The organism is Stenotrophomonas sp. Y-13 (assembly GCF_046267925.1).
Lineage (GTDB): Bacteria > Pseudomonadota > Gammaproteobacteria > Xanthomonadales > Xanthomonadaceae > Stenotrophomonas > Stenotrophomonas acidaminiphila_A.
Window position 1 is genome coordinate 168304 of the sequence record NZ_CP176501.1, and the last position, 18225, is coordinate 186528.

The 18225-nt window shown below is 69.2% G+C and carries 18 protein-coding genes; 6 read left to right on the forward strand and 12 right to left on the reverse strand.

Features of this window, described 5'->3' with window-relative positions; genetic code table 11:
* Positions 1 to 30: 30 nt before the first annotated feature.
* The 9 genes from ACJ7VY_RS00720 to ACJ7VY_RS00760 form a co-directional block, all read right to left on the reverse strand.
* Positions 31 to 1329, reverse strand: coding sequence for a DUF58 domain-containing protein (locus tag ACJ7VY_RS00720; protein WP_409476147.1), 1299 nt, complete (start codon positions 1327 to 1329; stop codon positions 31 to 33).
* An 892-nt stretch (positions 1330 to 2221) separates the two neighbouring features.
* The gene (locus ACJ7VY_RS00725; protein WP_313233231.1) at positions 2222 to 3241 is read right to left on the reverse strand and encodes a MoxR family ATPase; all 1020 of its coding nucleotides are present in this window, start codon (positions 3239 to 3241) and stop codon (positions 2222 to 2224) included.
* A complete protein-coding gene (locus ACJ7VY_RS00730; protein WP_409476148.1) occupies positions 3238 to 4383 on the reverse strand; it encodes a DUF4350 domain-containing protein in 1146 nt (381 codons plus the stop codon). The genes ACJ7VY_RS00725 and ACJ7VY_RS00730 overlap by 4 nt, the downstream gene beginning before the upstream one ends.
* Positions 4380 to 5960, reverse strand: a complete 1581-nt coding sequence (locus tag ACJ7VY_RS00735) for a DUF4129 domain-containing protein (protein WP_409476149.1) — start codon at positions 5958 to 5960, stop codon at positions 4380 to 4382. Before ACJ7VY_RS00735 ends, ACJ7VY_RS00730 begins: the two co-directional genes overlap by 4 nt.
* Positions 5950 to 6948, reverse strand: coding sequence for a stage II sporulation protein M (locus tag ACJ7VY_RS00740; protein WP_409476150.1), 999 nt, complete (start codon positions 6946 to 6948; stop codon positions 5950 to 5952). The genes ACJ7VY_RS00735 and ACJ7VY_RS00740 overlap by 11 nt, the downstream gene beginning before the upstream one ends.
* On the reverse strand, positions 6945 to 7622 hold the full coding sequence (locus tag ACJ7VY_RS00745; protein ID WP_293761353.1) for an RDD family protein: 678 nt from the start codon (positions 7620 to 7622) through the stop codon (positions 6945 to 6947). Before ACJ7VY_RS00745 ends, ACJ7VY_RS00740 begins: the two co-directional genes overlap by 4 nt.
* A 193-nt stretch (positions 7623 to 7815) precedes the next feature.
* The gene (locus ACJ7VY_RS00750) at positions 7816 to 8721 is read right to left on the reverse strand and encodes a DUF2167 domain-containing protein (RefSeq protein WP_409476151.1); all 906 of its coding nucleotides are present in this window, start codon (positions 8719 to 8721) and stop codon (positions 7816 to 7818) included.
* A gap of 129 nt (positions 8722 to 8850) precedes the next feature.
* Entirely contained in the window at positions 8851 to 9390 is a 540-nt protein-coding gene (locus ACJ7VY_RS00755; RefSeq protein ID WP_409476152.1) for a gamma carbonic anhydrase family protein, read from the reverse strand.
* Between the two features lie 117 nt (positions 9391 to 9507).
* On the reverse strand, positions 9508 to 10254 hold the full coding sequence (locus tag ACJ7VY_RS00760) for a UPF0489 family protein (RefSeq protein ID WP_409476153.1): 747 nt from the start codon (positions 10252 to 10254) through the stop codon (positions 9508 to 9510).
* A 125-nt stretch (positions 10255 to 10379) separates the two neighbouring features.
* Here ACJ7VY_RS00760 and ACJ7VY_RS00765 point away from each other — a divergent pair, with 125 nt between their 5' ends.
* The 3 genes from ACJ7VY_RS00765 to ACJ7VY_RS00775 all read left to right on the forward strand — a co-directional run bounded on the left by ACJ7VY_RS00765 (position 10380) and on the right by ACJ7VY_RS00775 (position 11832).
* On the forward strand, positions 10380 to 10691 hold the full coding sequence (locus tag ACJ7VY_RS00765; protein WP_409476154.1) for a hypothetical protein: 312 nt from the start codon (positions 10380 to 10382) through the stop codon (positions 10689 to 10691).
* A 99-nt stretch (positions 10692 to 10790) separates the two neighbouring features.
* The gene (locus tag ACJ7VY_RS00770; protein ID WP_409476155.1) at positions 10791 to 11072 is read left to right on the forward strand and encodes an abortive infection family protein; all 282 of its coding nucleotides are present in this window, start codon (positions 10791 to 10793) and stop codon (positions 11070 to 11072) included.
* A 403-nt stretch (positions 11073 to 11475) separates the two neighbouring features.
* The gene (locus ACJ7VY_RS00775; RefSeq protein ID WP_409476156.1) at positions 11476 to 11832 is read left to right on the forward strand and encodes a SymE family type I addiction module toxin; all 357 of its coding nucleotides are present in this window, start codon (positions 11476 to 11478) and stop codon (positions 11830 to 11832) included.
* Positions 11833 to 12032: 200 nt separating this feature from the next.
* Here the strand turns inward: ACJ7VY_RS00775 and mnmG are convergent, their stop codons facing one another.
* Positions 12033 to 13922, reverse strand: a complete 1890-nt coding sequence (gene mnmG / locus ACJ7VY_RS00780) for a tRNA uridine-5-carboxymethylaminomethyl(34) synthesis enzyme MnmG (RefSeq protein WP_409476157.1) — start codon at positions 13920 to 13922, stop codon at positions 12033 to 12035.
* A 616-nt stretch (positions 13923 to 14538) separates the two neighbouring features.
* Entirely contained in the window at positions 14539 to 15099 is a 561-nt protein-coding gene (locus ACJ7VY_RS00785; RefSeq protein ID WP_240213140.1) for a hypothetical protein, read from the reverse strand.
* Positions 15100 to 15237: 138 nt separating this feature from the next.
* Here ACJ7VY_RS00785 and ACJ7VY_RS00790 point away from each other — a divergent pair, with 138 nt between their 5' ends.
* From ACJ7VY_RS00790 to ACJ7VY_RS00800, 3 genes are read left to right on the forward strand one after another with little or no spacing between them, the layout of a single operon-like run.
* Positions 15238 to 16200 carry a pyridoxal-phosphate dependent enzyme gene (locus tag ACJ7VY_RS00790; protein ID WP_409476158.1) on the forward strand — a complete coding sequence of 321 codons (963 nt, stop codon included), beginning with the start codon at positions 15238 to 15240 and terminating at the stop codon, positions 16198 to 16200.
* Positions 16197 to 16799 (forward strand): YdcF family protein, encoded by a 603-nt coding sequence (locus ACJ7VY_RS00795; protein WP_104937725.1) that lies wholly within the window; start codon positions 16197 to 16199, stop codon positions 16797 to 16799. Before ACJ7VY_RS00790 ends, ACJ7VY_RS00795 begins: the two co-directional genes overlap by 4 nt.
* 28 nt (positions 16800 to 16827) lie before the next feature.
* Positions 16828 to 17256, forward strand: a complete 429-nt coding sequence (locus ACJ7VY_RS00800) for a ketosteroid isomerase-related protein (RefSeq protein ID WP_293761240.1) — start codon at positions 16828 to 16830, stop codon at positions 17254 to 17256.
* 72 nt (positions 17257 to 17328) lie between these two features.
* Here the strand turns inward: ACJ7VY_RS00800 and bioC are convergent, their stop codons facing one another.
* Positions 17329 to 18219: a malonyl-ACP O-methyltransferase BioC gene (gene bioC, locus ACJ7VY_RS00805; protein ID WP_409476159.1), complete on the reverse strand. Its 891-nt coding sequence runs from the start codon at positions 18217 to 18219 to the stop codon at positions 17329 to 17331.
* Positions 18220 to 18225: the final 6 nt, after the last annotated feature.

Genomic DNA, 18225 nt, shown 5'->3' on the forward strand with positions numbered 1-18225 from the left:
CAGGACCTGCCAGCGCTGCCCCGCGCGCGCTTACAGCAGGCCGTCGCGCTTGACCGCCAGGTAGCGTTCCACCAGCGCGCCGGGCAGCTCCTCGGCGGTGACGTCCAGCACCATCACCCGGTGGCTGCGCAGCGCCTCGTGCGCGGCGGCGCGCTGCTGCAGGTAGCGGGCGATGGCGCCGGCCTGCACCGCGTCGGGCAGGGTATCGGCGCCGCGCGCCAGGGCATCGTCCAGCTCGCGCTCGCGCAGGCTGGCCACGCACACCAGGTGGCGCTTCTGCAGCAGGCGCACGGCGGCCAGCAGGTCCTCGATGTCCTCGTCGCGCACGTTGGTCACCAGCATCACCAGGCAGCGCCGCGACTGCCGCAGCGACAGCCCGGTGGCGGCGGCCAGGTAGTCGGTGGCCACCGGCTGCGGCTGCAGGTCGAAACTGGCGCGCAGCAGCGTGTCGATCGCGCCGAGCCCGCGCTGCGGCACCACCCAGCGGCTTTCGCCGCCACTGGCGAACAGGCCCACGCCGTCGCCCTGGCGCAGGGCCAGGTAGGACACCACCAGCGACGCATTGAGCACGTGGTCGAAATGCGACAGCCCGCCCTCGTCGGCCAGCATCCGCCGGCCGGTATCGATCATCATCACCAGCTGCTGGTTCTTCTCGTCCTGGTACTCGCGCGAGATCAGCTTGCGCGCGCGCGACGTGGCCTTCCAGTCGATCTGGCGCAGGCTGTCGCCGACCCGGTACTCGCGCATCTGGTGGAAATCCGTGCCTTCGCCACGGCGCCGCTTCAGGTGCGCACCGACCAGGCGCGAGGCCATCTCCGCGCTGAGCAGCGCCAGCCGCGTGAGCGGCACGAAATTCGGGTAGACCCGCACGTCCTGCACCGGCCCGGCGACGCGCGATTGCCGCCACAGCCGCAGCGGCGAGTGCAGGCGCAGCTGCACGCCGTCAAAGACGAAAGCACCGCGCGCGCCGGGCGTGAAGTGGTAACTGAAGCGCGACTCGCTGGCGCGCGCCAGGCGCAGCGTGCGTGGCAGGCCATGCAGCGCCCAGCCGCCGGGCACCAGGTCGAACACGTCCACCCGCTGCCGGACGGCAGCGTCCAGCTGCAGCCAGGTCTCGCGCTCCACGCCCAGCGCCAGGGTTTCGGGCAGCTCGCGCCGCACCGTGGGCGTGGGCCGGCGCCACAGCCGCAGCGCGTCGACCAGGGCGGGCAGGGCGATCGCGCAGGCGGTTGCCGTCCAGATCTCGACCGGCAGCAGGTGCAGGGCAACAGGAATGCCGAACAGGCCCCATGCAGACAGCAGTGCAATCAACAGTGGTGAAGGCCTCATGCGGTGGGCCTCATGTCGGATGCGATGCCTGCGGACGAGCGCGAAAGCACAAAATCCTTTGCGGTTGCGGTTGCGGTTGCGGTTGCGGTTGCGGTTGCGGTTGCCTGTGATCTGGCTGTTGCCGCCTGCTTTGGACTTTCGGGTCCCCTTCCGCAGCGACGGAGCCGACGGGAAGAACCCGAAGGGCGACGCACATGGATGTGCGTCGTTTTTCTACGCGACAGGGATGTCGCGTAGAAAAATCCCGCCGGCGGAGTGGACCCGGCGCGCGCAGCGCGTCGGGCGCGCAGGCAGGGCGTGCTTTCTTTGGGCCACGTTTCTTTGCACGAGCAAAGAAAGGTGGCTCGCTCCTGCGAAGCAGGAGTGAAAGCTCTGCTTTCAAGCGGCTGCTTTGGCTGTTGCTTTCTGGAAAGCCCAGGCAACGGCACAGGCAAGAGCAAAGGCTTTCGCTCCCCTTCGGGGTGCGAGCTACTTTTCTTTGCTCGTGCAAAGAAAAGATAGCCAAAAGAAACACGCGCCGGACGCGAGCCGATGCGATGAAGCCGCATCGGTCCCCTGCGCTCCTCGCGTGCCGAGGGGACGGCGCACAACTCGCTTCGCTCAGACACGTGCGCCTCTTCACCCCTCGGCCCGCTGCGGTGCTCGGCTCGCTCTACGGCGGTGTGGGTCAAAAGCCGGAAAGCAAAATCACGGGCAACCGCAACCGCAACCGCAACCGCAACCGCAACCGCAACAGCAACAGCAACAGCAACAGCAACAGCAATTCCTGCCTGTGCGGTTACCTCAGTGAATGCATACATGGCAATGACGGCAATAGCAGCCCACCCCGGCCCCACCCCCCGCACCACGTACGAAGAAGCGCGAACCGAAGCCGCCTGGCCGCCACGCGGGCTCATTTGCGCGGTGCCTCCACCTTGGCCAGCAACGCGGTCAGCGCATCGTCCGCCGACTGGCCTTCGATCTGCAGCTCAGGCGCCAGCGCGATACGGTGCCGCAGCGCCGGCCTGGCGATCTCGCGCACGTCGTCGGGAGTGACGAAATCGCGCCCGGCCAGTACCGCCTGCGCGCGCGCCGCGCGTACCAGCGCCAGGCTGCCACGCGGGCCGGCGCCCAGCGCGATGCCCGGCCATTTGCGGGTGGCGGCGACGATCCGCACCGCGTAGTCGATCACCTGCGGGTCCACGGTGATCGCCGCCACCGCCTGCTGCAGGGCCACCACGTCGGCGCCGTTCATCACCCGCGGCACCTGCGACAGGTCGAAATCGCTGGCGCTGCGGCCGGCGGTGATCGCCGCGACCATGCGCTTCTCGTCTTCCAGCTGCGGGTAGTCGATCAGCACCTTGAGCAGGAACCGGTCCAGCTGCGCTTCCGGCAGCGGGTAGGTGCCTTCCTGCTCCACCGGGTTCTGCGTGGCCAGGGTCAGGAACGGCGGGGTGAGCGGGAATGCGCGGCCCTCGATGGTGACCTGGCCTTCCTGCATCACCTCCAGCAGCGCCGACTGGGTCTTGGCCGGGGCGCGGTTGATCTCGTCGGCCAGCAGCAGGTGGGTGAACACCGGGCCGCGGCGGATCTTGAAGCTCTCGGTCTTGGGGTCGTACACCGCGTGGCCACTGACGTCGCTGGGCATCAGGTCGGGGGTGAACTGCACGCGCGCGTAATCCAGCTCCAGCGCCTGCGCCAGCGCGCGCACCAGCAGGGTCTTGCCGAGGCCGGGCACGCCTTCGATCAGCACGTGGCCGCCGGCCAGCAGCGCCACCAGAATCTGGTCCAGCACCTCGGCCTGGCCGATGAAAGCCTGGCCGACGGCGTCGCGCAGGCGTTCGACGCGTTCGATCAGTTCGACGTTGCCGGGGGCGGGCGCCGGGGTCGGGGCATCGCCGGGCAGGGCGGGCGGAGCGGGCAGGTCGGTCATAGCTGGTTTCTCATCTGGATGAGCAGGGCGATGCGTTCGCGCAGCGCGGTGTCGTCGCGTGACGGGGGCAGTTGCAGCGCCAGCCGCACCCGTTCGGTGGGCCAGCGCAGGTGGTCGGCGATGGCCTGCAGCTGGGCGTCGCCGGCAAGCGCGGCGGCCAGCGGCGCGCGCCGCCGCAGGCGCGCCAGGAACGACTGGCGCACCGCGTCGTACAGCAGCGGCGCCTTGCCGTAGCGGTGCAGGTGTTCGCCGCTGGCGCGCACGTGTTCCAGCAGCGAGCGGCGCTCCTGCCGCGGCGACGGCTGCAGCGGGCCGAAGCGCTGGGCGCGCATCCACAGCCACGCCAGCAGCGCCAGCAGCAGCGGCAGCCAGATCGGCCAGCCGCGTTGCAGCACGGTACGCCACAGCGACGGCGCTTCGGCGGCGTAGACCAGGTGCATGCGGCCCTTGCCGTAGTTGGGCGCCAGCACCAGCCGCGCCAGGTCGCGGTGCGGCAGGTCGCGCAGGCCGGTGTCCTGTTCGCCCTGGCCGTTGCGCAGGAAATCCATGTCGGCCAGCACGTCCACCCGGCCGCTGCCGTAGCGCAGCCGTGCGTAGGCCAGGGTGGTGTCGGTGGCATCGCCCCAGCGGCGTTCGACGCGGGCGTGCTCGCCCACGGTGAAGCGCGGGCCGGCGCAGAACTCCTGGTGTTGTTCCTGCCCCGGCACATGCCAGGGCTGGCAGCGCGGCGCCACCTTGCCCGGTGCGATGCCGAAGCGGCCCAGCAGCGTGTGCTCGCCGTCCAGCGCCTCGTCGGCCGCGGGCATGCGCAGCAGCAGGTGGCCGCCGTACTCCACCCAGTCCACCAGCTGCGCCACCTGCGCGGGCGTGAGCTGGCGCGGGTCGTCCAACAGCAGCACGGTGTCGCGCGGCTGCAGCTGCATGCCGGCCAGGTCGAGCGTGCGCCGGGTGTCGGCGTCCACGCCGTCGCGGCGCAGCGCTTCGCGCAGCGCGAACAGCGGGTTGAAGGTGGGCTCGCCGTAGGCCGGCAGCGTGGCTGGTTCGCATGTGCGCTGGTGGGTGCGCAGGAACCACGTCACCGCCAGCGCGGCCAGCAGCAGCACCGCCAGGGCGATCAGCGCATTGCGCAGGCGTGCGCTCATGCGGCCCACCCGTACTGCTGGCGCAGGTCGTCAAGCAGGGCCTGGAATTCGGCATCCGACGGCAGCCGGCCGGCATAGGCGGCGTACTGCCAGGTGCGCACCATGCGCGCGAACAGGCGCCGGTCCGCGTCCTGCGGCATGCGCCTGGATGCGCGCAGGCACTGTGCCTCGGTGCTGCCTGGCGGCAGCACGATGTCGGCGCGCTGCGCCAGTTCGTCCAGGCTGGCGCGGTACAGCAGCGCCAGCGCATGCCGCGGCCTGCCGTCCTGCCACAGGCGGCGGGCGCTGGCGAGGATGTCCGGCGGCAAGGTGTCGGGCAGCTGCAGCGCGTGCGCGGTGACCTCCGAGCCGGCCCCGCGCCGGCGGCGGCGCCCGCTGCCCCGCAGCCACGGCAGCCACCAGCGCGCGGTCAGCGCCAGCGCCAGCAACAGCGCACCGACCAGGATCCACAAGGCGGCTTCGCTGAGCAGCGCCAGCAGCCTGGCCGCCGCGGCGAACAGCGAGCCCCCCGGGAAATTCCAGTCGCGGTCCGGCTTCTCCACCTCCGCGTCGCGGCGCTCCCAGCGGCAGACGGTATGCCGGGCGCCCAGCTGCGGGTCGTCATAGGCGCGTGCGGCCGCCTGGCGGAAGTCGGCGGTATCGACCGGTGCGGCGCCGAACACGCCCGCGGGCGTGGCGGCGGCCGTGGCCTGCGACCCACCCGCCTTGTGGTTGTCGTGTGCCGCCGGGGCCTGAGCGGCGGCATCCTGGGCATGCACCGGCGCCGCCAGCGGCAGCATGGCCAGCCCCATCACCATTACCAGCACCAGCGGCGCGGCCTGCGCCAGCCGTGCGCGCAGGCGACGGAAGGCGATTTCCACGTCCCAGGCTTCCAGCTGGGTGCGGCGGTTGAGGTACAGGCCGAAGCCGGCGCCGCTGTAGAACGGGCCGATCAGCGTCATCGCCGCCCACGCCAGCAGGTTGAAGCCCAGCCACACCCACGCCGGGGTGTCGCTGCCGATCAGCGATACCGCCACGCGCAGCGACTCGGGCAGGGAATCCAGCGGTACGAACAGGAACACCAGGGCGATGCCGGCCACCTGCAGCATCACTTCGAAATGCCAGCACACCAGCGTCAGCAGCGCGGCATGGCCATAGGCTGCGCCGCCCAGCACGCGCCGGCGCAGCCGCCGCTGCGCGGCGTCGCCGCCTTCGAGCAGGTCCACCGGCATCAGCAGCGCGCGCGCCGGGCCCAGCCGCCGCCACAGCAGGTAACCGGGCAGCGCGCGCACCCCCCAGCGCCACTGCGCGCGCAGCGTGTCGACGGTGCCGGGCACCGCGCCGAACGCGCCGCGCGATATGACGTACAGCGGGATGCGCTCGAACACCGGCTTCAGCCACCACAGCAGCAGCGCCGGCAGCCAGAAGGCATCCAGCCACCACCCGCCCAGGTTGAGCAGCACGAACACCGGCGCGGTGAGCAGCAGCCACGGCGTCCAGATGGCCGCGGCATGGCGCCGCACCAGCGCGGTGCCCAGCTCCATCGCCTCCCACTGCGAGCGGGCGCGCAGCACCACGTCGAGCTGGTCAATGCGCATCGCGCCCCCCGTGGCCGCCGCGCCACAGCCAGCCGAACACCAGCGCCCACAGCACGCCGGAGACGGTGAACTTGCCCCACGCCGGCACCGTGGCGATGGACGACCAGAACGCCTCGACGAACGCCGCCAGCAGCAGCATGAACGCCACCCCCAGGCACAGCCGCGCGCCGATCACGCCGCCTTCCACCAGCGCGTCGATGCGCCGCTTGCGGCCCGGCGCGATCAGCCGCAGCCCCAGCTGCAGGCCGGCGCCACCGGCAATGACAATGGCGGTCAGCTCCAGCGGCGCGTGCCCGGCGACGAAACGCCAGAACGGGTCGCCGTAGCCCATGTGCTGCAGGTGGCCGGCCACCGCGCCGATGGTCAGCCCGTTGTACAGCAGCACCAGCACCGTGCCGACGCCGGCCAGCAGCCCGCTGGCGAAGGTGCGCAGGCCGATGCTGATGTTGTTCATGATGTAGTGGCCGAACATCGCCCAGTCGGTGCCGCTGTCGCGGGTGCGGCCCAGGTGCTCGGCGGACGGGTCGTACGACTGTTCCATGTGCGCGATCTGCTGCGGGTCCAGCAGCAGGTGCACCAGTTCGGGCTTGTACTGCAGCAGCACGAACACGCCCACCAGCGGCAGCACGAACAGCGCGCACGCCACCCACATGGCCGCGGCCTGGCTGCGCACCAGCTGTGGGAACCCGGCGAACAGGAATTCCAGCGCTCGCTGCCAGCGCGGCGGCGGCGCGCGGTACAGCAGGTTGTGGCCGCGCTGCATCAGCTGCTGCAGGCGTTCGACCAGCTGCGGGCTGTAGCCGCGGCGGCGCGCCAGCGCCAGCTGCTGGCACAGGCGCCGGTAGCGCTCGGGAATGGTCTCGTCACCGGGCAGGTCCGGCGCCGGCGTGTTGCGCGCCTTGCGCGCACTGCCGCCGCGCTGCTGCAGCCAGTCCTCGAACTGGCGCCATTCGTGTTCGTGGCGGGTGACGAACTGTTCCTGCCTCATCGCCGCCCCAGCAACCAGTTGGCCATCGCATACAAACGCAGCACGCCGGTCTGCCCGCGTGCCCCGCTCAGCCCGCTGGCAATGTCGGCCAGCTCGTTCTGGCGCGGCCCGGACAGCGCCGGTGCGCGGTCGGCAAAGGCGATCACCGCCTGCTGTTCGGCCGGCTGCAGCGGCAGCGGCGGCGCCAGCACGCTGTCGATGCGTGCCGGCGGCACCGCTGCCGGCGCCGGTACGTGCACCACCAGGCTGCCGGCCACCAGGTCGCCCAGCCGCCGCCCGTGCGGATCCCACAGGCAGGCCAGCAGGCCCAGCGCGTAGCCGAACGGCAGCATGTCCACGGTGCGCAGCAGGTTGCGCACGATCGCCGGCACCCAGCCCAGCGGCGCGCCGTCGCGCGCCACCACCCGCAGGCCCAGCGCGCGCTTGCCCAGGGTCTGCCCGAACCACACCTCCAGCACGATGGGGTAGCCCCAGAACAGCAGGAACATCAGCCCCAGGTACAGGCCCTGGCCCAGCCCGCCCAGCGCCATCAGCAGCGGGCTCATCAACCCCAGCACGCCAAACCGCACCATCAGGTCGATCAGCCACGCCAGCGCGCGCGGCACCGGGCCGGCCGCCGGCAACTGCAGCGGCACGCCTTCGGGCGTGATCACCTCGCGGTAGGTATCGAGCATGGGCGGCGCGGTGCTCAACGGCCGGGCGCCGCCGGTCGCGCGCAGGGTCGTGGGTTGTCGCAAACCCGGTATCCGAACCGGGCGGCTGCCGCGGGCATGCGTGTCTCGGTGGCGTCCTGTCAGCGGCTGACTTTACCCGCCGCCGCCGCCGATGCCCAGCCTGCGCTGGGCACCGTGGCGGCGTGCGCGCAGCTCAGCGCACCGTGCCCTTGTTGCGCTCGCCGAAGAACTTGCGCGCCACCCCGCCCAGCGCGATGGCGCCGATCAGCAGCAGCTTCCAGAACTTGGCAAAGACCAGGCCCAGCTTGGCGAACAGCCCGGCCTTGGCCGCCAGCCCGCCGCCGATCAGCGTGGCCACGCCGTAGGCGGCGATCTTGTCGGTCTTGGGGTTGTGGTCGGCATAGCGCGCGCCCGGCTCGAACTCGGCCATCGGCAACAGCTTCTCCATGCCGCTGCGCACCAGCCCCAGCTCGCCCATGCCCGACACTGCGTTGAGGCTCAGGTAGCCGTGGCGGCCCAGCACGCGGATGTCGTAATTGAGCACGTGGTTGGGCTGGCCGTTGAACGCCAGCTCCTTGGCCCAGTACAGCTTGTTGTTGCCGGCGTCGTAGCGCGGCGGCACCGCCCAGCCCACCAGCTGCAGCGTGCCGTAGCCGGCCTTCTCGCGCTCCGGGTTGGCCGCTTCGGTCTGCTCCTGCATTTCGCGCAGCAGCTTGGCGTAATTCATCTTCGACGCGTCCTCGTCGGACACGTAGCCGTCGTCCGAATAGGTCACCACCACCGCCCAGCTGTCGTCATCGGCCAGGCTGGGCGAACGCGGCACCACCAGCCCCAGCACGTCGGCGTCGGGCGGGTTGCCCCACAGGTCTTCCAGCACGCGCCGCGCATCGGCCTGGTCCAGGTACTGGAACTCCGGGCCCAGGTTGAAGCGCGCCTTGGCCGCGGGCACTTCGATGGTGCCGGAGCGGAAATGCAGCGACTGCACGAACGCCGCCGGGTCCGGAGCGTCCTGCTCATCCTGTGCGTGGGCGGCCGGCGCAGCGGCGCAGAGCAGCGTTGCACCGGCCAGCAGGGCCAGCGCCATGGTTCTGATCGACATGAAATTTCCTTTCCCTGGAAAAAGGGCGTCCCCACGCCCGAGGCCGGCAGTGTGGGCCAAGCCCGGCCCGCGGGCAACGGCCAGCGCCGCCGATGCCCTGTAGCTGCGGGGCTTGCCCCGCAGGCTCCTTCAGCCCGCCATGCCCAGGTACTGGTCCTTCAACCGCACGTAGTGGTCCGCCGAATAGCGCAGCCCTTCAATGTCCTTCGCGCTCAACGTGCGCACCGGCCGCGCCGGGTTGCCCACCCACAACTCGCCGCGCGCCACCCGCTTGCCCGGCCCCACCACCGCACCGGCGCCGATGAACGCCTCATCCTCGATCACCGCGCCATCCAGCACGCACGCGCCCATGCCGATCAGGCAGTAATCGCCAATGCGGCACGCATGGATGATGCAGCCATGCCCCACGGTCACCCCCTCGCCGATCAGCGTGGGGTAGCCGCCCTTGTTGTACGGGCTCTCGTGGCTGACATGGATGATGGTGCCGTCCTGCACATTGGTGCGCGCGCCGATGCGCACATGGTTCACATCGCCCCGGATCACCGTGCCCGGCCAGACCGACACGTCATCGCCCAGCACCACGTCGCCGATGATGGTGCAGGCGGGGTCGATGTAGACGCGCTGGCCGATGGTGGGGGATCTGTCTAGGAAGGGGCGGAGGCAGGGCATACGGAAGTGCGGGTATGGAAGAAGAAAAATGATACGTGGTGAGGAAATAGATTACTGCCTAAAATGTCCGCTCTCGGCCAGAAGCGGTCATGCGTCACCCGATAAACCTCTCCGCCGCTAGCGCGCGTTAGGCTCATCGCCCGGCAATACAAATTCGATGCCAAGAATGGCGCAGGCACGTGCGCACAGTGCTTCGGCTTGGGCCCATCCGCCGGTGTAGCCCTCGTCCGGGGTCAGACAAAGCGTTAGGCACGCCACGCGACCGGCATCCATGTGCGCTCGGATAGATCGGAATACGGCAGAGATGTAGTCGTCCGAGAACATCAGTCGCCTTTGGCCTTGATCGTCATCGCAGAAGAAGTAGTCGAGGTCGACGTTGACGATCGCTCGTTCAGAGTGGTCCAAGTAGAAGCCCAAGTTCCCTGGCACATCTTCAGGTCGAGGGTGCAAAGCACCTTTGAACTTGGGTTTGTCCCCTTTATTGTGAGTAATGAAAATGGCACGCTGCAGTTGTTGGTGGTAACGCTCTAGAAACAAAGAAAGATAGTTGTCCCATTGGATAAGCAAGAGCGTGCGATCCCCGTCGGGAAAAGTCAGTGCCAAGTACTGATCAATGCTCATTTCGCGAAGCTCAGGCAGATGAGGGAGCCACTCTTCCATCCTGCTGTAGAGCGTATCGAAGTGTTCGTCGATATGTAGCAACGACAAAGTCTCATTGCTTGGAACTTTCTGAAGCCAGCACCACATCGCAGCACGATGGTTGTCCATGATGTAGACATTTCCCGAATTCCACAGAAAATTCTGCTTCGTGGAAAGGGATGCATTGCGGCCTTTGAAGGGTACCAACCACTGAGTTGCATTCATCTGAATTCCTGATCCTAAGTAGTTGCGTACGCACTTACAAATATCACAGTGTCCGCTTCGGGTCGCATCACGCCTTGCTTCTTGGCGAAGGAGAAACCTGACCAACCCTTCAACTGGAGTTGGCCATGGCAATCTTTCGGACATCACAGGTCCACGAACCTTGGATCAAGGGAAAGCTGATCGGTCAGAAGGCCTCGCTCAAACTGAAAGACATCTGGGCCATCCGAATCAGGCTTCAACTCGGCAACAAGGTCCGTGACCTCGCCCTGTTCAGCTTGGCGCTAGATTCCAAGCTCTGCGACTGCGACCTAGTGAAGCTGCGGGTAGCCCAAGCTAAGCCCGTGGCCGACATCGAGGCGATTACTGGTGACTCAGAGGACTTCCAGCTGGTCGCCAAGGCGGCGCGGGAATGCTTCGAGAAGAATGAACCCGAGTAGGGGCTGGATCGACTCCACACCGTCCTGATCAAGTTCCTGCGCAGGCTGTGCGAAGAGCATGGCATTCCGCGTGAGCGATCGGTCCCTGCTGGCGGCCTGATGGGTGCCTATGTGAAGCAATTGAAGGCGGAAGAACTGCTCGCCTCGAAGATGGCAGAGCACATCCTCAATTCTTCCACGGCGATCTTCGGAAAGTTCGACCATGTACGGAATAACCACACCCTCGCGCGCGATAATCCCGCCCTCTCCTATTATGAGGCACTGCTAATCGCCAGCAACGTGGCCAGCACCGTCAAGTTCATCAAGGCTTTGGAGAACCGTCGGAAGCAGGAGAAAGCAGTCGAGGCCAAGCACCGGAGCGTGTCAGAGCAGCCGCTCTAGCGAGGTCAGAGCGCCGGGAGGAGATCCGTGAGTTGTGTCCGGCGGGGCGGGCCTTGCTTCGTTCAATATCGCTTATTCCCGTGCAACGACGTCCGCTTCGGCTCGATAGCGGAAAAGTCTGATTGACTCCCCTGAGACGGGATAGCACCATCAACCCGCTGCGGAAAAATCCGCAGCCGGGTTTAGCAGCTCGAAGCACAAGGCGCACCAGCGCCCATCGTCGATGCCGGCGCTTTTTCATGCCCGGCCGTTGGCGTGGGCGGACATGCCGATTCCATGGCGGGCGGTGCGCGGAGGTCGAAAGGCCTGCCGGTACCTTGTGACCGGTCTGCTAACCGCGCGCCGTCCGCCACCTTCGGTTAGCAGCGAAGCGGCGGATTCCTCATCGCACAAGGAGTCCGACATGAGCCGTTCCAAGGAAGTCACGCGCGTTTCCGCCGTTGCGTCCAACCGCAGCCCATCCAGGCACGAGGCATCCGCGCCGCGGATGATCGATTCGGCGCCGCTCGAGGTGCTGTTCTCGCCCCCGTCTTCCACGCCACCCGCGTCCAGCGGCTGGGCGCGCATGCCCAGGCGCTGCACGATGGGCTACCTGTATTACGACGAGCGCCGGGGCCAGCAGGTCGTGGGCCGTGCCGTGCCCAGGCTGCGCCTGTCCGGCCGTTGGCTGGAACGTTGCGGCTTTGCCGTGGGCGATGCGTTGCAGGTGACGGTGGGCAATGGACTGTTGTTGATCAGCCGCAGCCGGAACGACGAGTGAGCGGTGCCGGGCTGCGGCTGTTCAACGCTGGATGCTCGTCGGTAGCAGTGGCCACTGCGCGCTTTCCGCAGTCATGAAAGAAGAAGCCCGCTTGCGCGGGCTTCTTCTTGGGTAACGCAGTCAGGTGCATGACGCGAAGGCATTGCGTAGGAGATCAAACACCTTCCGCTCAACCACTGCCCTGCGCAGCGGATGTAATCTCACGCCACCTTCCCCCGCCGCGCCCGCTCCAGGTGCACCAGCAGCAGCGAGATCGCGGCCGGGGTCATGCCGGGGATGCGCTGGGCCTGGCCGATGGTCTGCGGGCGCACGCGTTCGAGCTTCTGCAGCACTTCGGCGGAGAGGCCGCGCACGGCGGCGAAGTCGAAGCCTTCGGCAATGGCGGTGTTCTCGTGGCGCTGCTGGCGTTCGATCTCTTCGCGCTGGCGGTCCAGGTAGCCGGCGTACTTGACGCTGATTTCCACCTGTTCGGCCACGCGCGCGTCACTCACGCCGGGGCCGAGCGAGGGCACCTGCATCAGCTTGGCGTAGTCCAGTTCCGGGCGCTTGATCAGGTCGAGCACGTTGGTTTCGCGGCTCACCGCCACGCCGGTGGTTGCCTGCACTTCGCGGCCCAGCGCGTTGGCGGGGGTGGCCCACAGGCCGCGCAGGCGCGCGCTTTCGCTGGCCACGGCGGCCTGCTTGGTTTCGAAGGCGTGCCAGCGGCGGTCGTCGACCAGGCCCAGCTCGCGGCCGGTGGGGGTCAGGCGCGCGTCGGCGTTGTCCTCGCGCAGTTGCAGCCGGTATTCGGCGCGGCTGGTGAACATGCGGTAGGGCTCGCTGGTGCCGTGGGTGATCAGGTCGTCCACCAGCACGCCGATGTAGGCCTCGTCGCGGCGCGGGCACCAGCCTTCGCGGCCCTGCACGAACCGCGCGGCGTTGATGCCGGCCAGCAGGCCCTGCGCGCCGGCTTCCTCGTAGCCGGTGGTGCCGTTGATCTGGCCGGCGAAGAACAGGCCGGCCACCTGGCGGGTTTCCAGCGTGTTCCTGAGCCCGCGCGGGTCGAAGAAGTCGTATTCGATGGCGTAGCCGGGGCGGGTGATGTGCGCGTGCTCGAAGCCGCGGATGCTGCGCACCAGTTCCAGCTGCACGTCGAACGGCAGCGAGGTGGAAATGCCGTTGGGGTAGATCTCCACCACGTCCAAGCCTTCGGGTTCGACGAAGATCTGGTGGCTGTCCTTTTCGGCGAAGCGCACCACCTTGTCCTCGATGGACGGGCAGTAGCGCGGGCCGATGCCTTCGATCTGGCCGCTGTACAGCGGCGAGCGGTGCAGCGCGTTGCGGATCACCTCGTGGGTGCGCTCGCTGGTGTGGGTGATCCAGCAGCTCACCTGCCGCGGGTGTTCGGCCACGTTGCCCAGGTAGGACATCACCGGCAGCGGGTCGTCGCCGGGTTGTTCTTCCATGACGCTGTAGTCGAGCGAGCGGCCGTCGATGCGCGGCGGGGTGCCGGTCTTGAGCCGGTCGATGGCGAACGGGCGCTCGCGCAGGCGCGCGGCCAGGGTGGTGGCCGGCGGGTCGCCCATGCGCCCGGCGGTGTACTGGGTTTCGCCGATGTGGATCTTGCCGGCCAGGAAGGTGCCGGCGGTGAGCACCACGGCCGGCGCATGGAAGGCCAGCCCGGTCTGGGTGATGGCGCCGCGCACGGCGTCGCCTTCGATGATGAGGTCGTCCACCGCGGCCTGGAATACGCTCAGGTTGGGCTGCGATTCGACGATGCGGCGGATCGCCATGCGGTACAGGTTGCGGTCGGCCTGGCAGCGGGTGGCACGCACCGCGGGGCCCTTGGAGGCGTTGAGCGTGCGCCACTGGATGCCGGCCAGGTCGGCGGCATGGGCCATGGCACCGCCCAGCGCATCGATCTCCTTGACCAGGTGGCCCTTGCCGATGCCGCCGATGGCCGGGTTGCAGCTCATCGCGCCCACGGTTTCCACGTTGTGGGTCAGCAGCAGGGTGCGCGCGCCGCCGCGCGCCGCGGCCAGTGCGGCCTCGGTGCCGGCGTGGCCGCCGCCGATGACGATGACGTCGTAACGATGGAAGGAGTCGGTCATGGGAAGCGGTGTGCCTGAAATGTGAAATCCATCGCCGGGGCTGGGTTGCGGCCGCGGCGGCGGGCTGGTGATTTTACCGCCAATGCCCCGAGGGTACCGGCGGCGGCCTAAAGTTGGCACGCAAACTGCAGTTAACGTCATTGCACCCGGTGTGGCATGCGACATGGGCGCAGTGGCTGGAATTGGAACAGGGGCCAGCCGAAGCGCATACCGGGGAAGCATGGGGCCGGCAGTCGGGGGACTGCCGGCCCTTGTTCTTTCCAGGGCCTGCACGGCGCCCGCGGCCGGTGGCCCGGCCGCGAAGCAGCGGCCCTGCGTTGCCGCCAGCAGGTTGCCGTGGTGCCCAGCGCTGGTGCCGCTGGCTGCCGCCGCGCGGTGCCGGCGGGCGCCTGCCGCGATGCGCTGAAGCCACAAAAGACGAAGCCCCGGCATGGCCGGGGCTTGTCATGTGTAGGCGCCGATGCCCGACAGGGCCGGAACAGGGGGGATCCAGATTTCCTGTGCGGACATCGACATGGAAGCGGTCGAGTGTGAAAGCCGGTTCGCGTCAGTTATGGACGCTGTCGGTCACTCGGCCCGACAAGATTGCCTGGTTTTTCAACAAATGCAAGCGGTTTCAGGGTTCCTGCTGCTGTGCCGATTCCATGCGCCGGGACTGTGACGGCGGTCGGGGTGGCGCGGGACGGTGCATCATCGGCCGGGGTGCGCCGTTGGCCTGGGGCGAGGGCATGGCCCGCGGCACCTGCGCCTGCGGGCGCGGTTGCGGGCGCTGCAGGCGGTCCATGTCGCGCCAGGGCGACTTGCCGCCGCCGTCCACCGGCGGGCGGGGGCGCGGCGGGCGTCCGTCGCCGTCACCGGGCCGCGGCGGGCGGTGGCCGCCATCGCCGTTGCCATGCCCCGGCGGCGGGCGGTGGCCACCGTCATGGCCGTGCGGCGGTCGCGGCCGGTACGGCGGGCGGTACACCGGGTAGGGGTAGCGGTAGTCGTAATAGCCGTAGCTGCCATAGCCGTAAGGGCCGTAGCCATAGGCGCCGTAGGGATAGCCGTACGGGTAGGTGCGCTGCACCGACGTCGCGCCGCGGTAATAGCCGCCCGCGCCGCCGTCGACGTAGTCGTAGGTGGCGCAGCCGGACAGGCCGAGCAGCAGGCCGGCCGAAAGGATCAGGCGCTTTTTCATGACAGTCCCCCGTTGGGTGCGCGGCCAGCTTCGGGCCCGCGCATTGAATCGGTCCTTAACCCTGCCGGCAGGGCTGAACGCAGGTGCAGTGATGGCATGAGATGGTCCGGCACCGGGGGCCTACGTTAACCTTTCTCCATGGTTGAACTCACCCTGCCAGGGCCGGCCGACGTGCTGGCCGCCGCGGCCCGCATCGCGGCCCACGCCACGGTCACCCCGGTGCTGCGGTCGCGCGAACTGGATGCGCTGGCCGGCGCCCGCCTGCATTTCAAGGCCGAGCACCTGCAGCGCGGCGGCGCTTTCAAGTTCCGCGGCGCCTGCAACGCGGTGTGGGCGCTGGACGCGGACACCGCGCAGCAGGGCGTGGTGACGCATTCGTCCGGCAACCACGGCGCGGCGCTGGCGCTGGCGGCGCGTTCGCGCGGCATTCCCTGCCACGTGGTGGTGCCCGAGGGCGCGGTGGCGGCCAAGCTGGCCAACATCGCCCGCCATGGCGCCACCCTGTGGCGCTGCGCGCCCACCCAGGCCGCGCGCGAGGCCGAGTGCGCGCGGGTGCAGCGCGACACCGGCGCGGTGCTGGTGCACCCGTATGCCGACGCGCAGGTGATTGCCGGCCAGGGCACGGCGGCGCTGGAACTGCTGCGCCAGGCCGGCACCGCGCTGGACGTGGTGGTGGTGCCGGTCGGTGGTGGCGGGCTGGCCTGCGGCAGCCTGCTGGCGCTGCAGCAGGCGGCGCCGGGCTGCGAGCTGGTGCTGGCCGAGCCGGCCGGGGCGGCGGATACCGCGCGGTCGCTGGACGCCGGCCGGCGGCAGGTGGATTTCGTGCCCGATACCGTCTGCGACGGCCTGCGCGGCGCGCTGGGCGAACCCAATTTCGCGCTGCTGCACGGCAACGCCACGGTCGTGACCGTGGACGACGACGCCACCGTGGCGGCGATGCGGCTGCTGTGGCAGGTGCTCAAGCAGGTGCTGGAGCCGTCCTCGGCCACGGTGCTGGCGGCGGTGCTGGCGCAGCCGCAGCGCTTTGCCGGGCGCAACGTGGGCCTGGTGCTGTCCGGCGGCAACGTCGACCTGGACGCGCTGCCGTGGATGGGCGCATGAGCCGCCGGCGCGCGCGTCTGTTCGACTGGCTGTGGCGCCTGTGCGTGCTGCTGCTGCTGTGGCTGCTGGGCGTGGCGGCCTGGATCATCTGGGTGGGCGACCGCGACCAGGCCGCGCCGGCCGACGCGATCATCGTGCTGGGCGCGGCGGCCTACGACGCCAAGCCGTCGCCGGTGTTCGAGGAGCGCATCCGCCACGGCCTGGACCTGTACCGCCAGGGGTTCGCGCCGAAGCTGATCTTCACCGGCGGTTTCGGTGGCGCCGGCGCGCGTTTTTCCGAATCGCAGGTGGCGCGCCGCTATGCGCTGAAACAGCAGATTCCGGCCAAGGACATCCTGATCGAAAGCCAGTCGCGCACCACCCGCCAGAACCTGGTCGAGGCCAAGCGGCTGATGGACGCGCACGGCATGCGCCGCGCCATCCTGGTCAGCGACCCGCTGCACATGGCGCGCGCGCTGCGCCTGTCCCAGGAGCTGGGCATCGATGCGCTGGCCTCGTCCACGCCGAGCACGCGCTTCCGCAGCTTCCACACCAGCTGGCGCTTCCTGGCGCAGGAAATCTATTTCTTCCACCGCGACCTGTTCGCCCGCGGCGCCTGAGCGCCGCTGTTCCTTCCGCGAGAACCCCATGAGCCACGACCTTTCCCCCGCGCAGCAACAGGCCATCGACCTGGTGCGCGGTTACTACGATGCCTTCAACCGCGGCGACTGGGCCGGCATGCTGGAGCGGCTGAGCGACGATGTGGCGCACGACCTCAACCAGGGCGCGCGCGAAAGCGGGCGCGAGGCGTTTGCCGCGTTTCTGCGGCGCATGGAGGCCAGTTACCGCGAGCAGCTGCGCGAGGTGGTGGTGATGGCCAGCGCCGACGGCACCCGCGCCGCGGCCGAGTACGTGGTGCATGGCGAGTACCACCACACCGATGAAGGCCTGCCGCCGGCCAACGGCCAGCGCTACGTACTGCCGGGCGGCGCGTTCTTTGATATCCGCGGCGGGCGCATCGCGCGGGTGAGCAATTACTACAACCTGCAGGACTGGATCGCCCAGGTCGGCGGTTGAACGCAGCGCGGCGCATGCGCCGCGCACCCTTCCCGGCCGCGGCCGTGGCGGCGTGCGCGGCAGGCCCCGCCGTTACGGGTTCTGCGGCCGGCGCCGGATCGGAATGGCCGACAGCGGCACCGCGGCCACGTCGTGGCCGTGTTCGCGGATCGGCGCGCCCGGTTCCGGCGCCCAGGCTTGGGCGTAGATGACTTCCCAGCTGCTGGGCAGCTTGCCGTCGGCACGGCGCAGCGGTTCGTAGGCCGCCTGCGCGGCGTTGAAGCGGCTGCGCCCGGTGAGGGTGTGGCGGCGCCCGCTCAGCGCGTTGGTGGCGCCGATGGCCTTGAGCTCGCGCATCAGCGCCGGCAGGTCGTCGTAGGTGAGGGTGAACAGGTCGCGGTCCAGCACCGGGTCGCGGAAGCCGGCCATCATCAGCGCGTCGCCGAACTGCGCGATCTGCACGAAGCGGCTCACGTGCGGGGTGTCGTCGGCCTGGGCGAACGCCTCGCGCAGTTCCACCAGCGTCTCCGGGCCGAAGGTGGAACACACCAGCAGGCCGCCGGGCTTGAGCACGCGGCGGAAGCCGGCGAACACCGACGGCAGGTCTTCCACCCACTGCAGGCACAGGTTGCTGAAGATCACGTCCACGCTGTTGTCGGCCAGTGGCAGCGCCCGCGCGTCGGCGCACACGCGCGAGAACGGGCGCCACCAGCCGGCCTGCTTCCTGGCCTCGGCCAGCATCGGCAGGGCCAGGTCCAGCGCGATCACCTGCGCCTTGGGCCAGCGCTTCTTCATCGCCGCGGTGGCATGCGCCGGGCCGCTGCCCACGTCCAGCACCACCTGCGGCTGCCGCGCTTCCAGGTAATCCAGCGATTCCAGCAGGCGTTTGCCGACCTCCTGCTGCAGCACGGCGGCGGCATGGTAGCTGGTGGCGGCGCGCGAGAAGGCGCGGCGGACGTGCTTGGAGTCGAACAGGGCAGGCATGGGAAT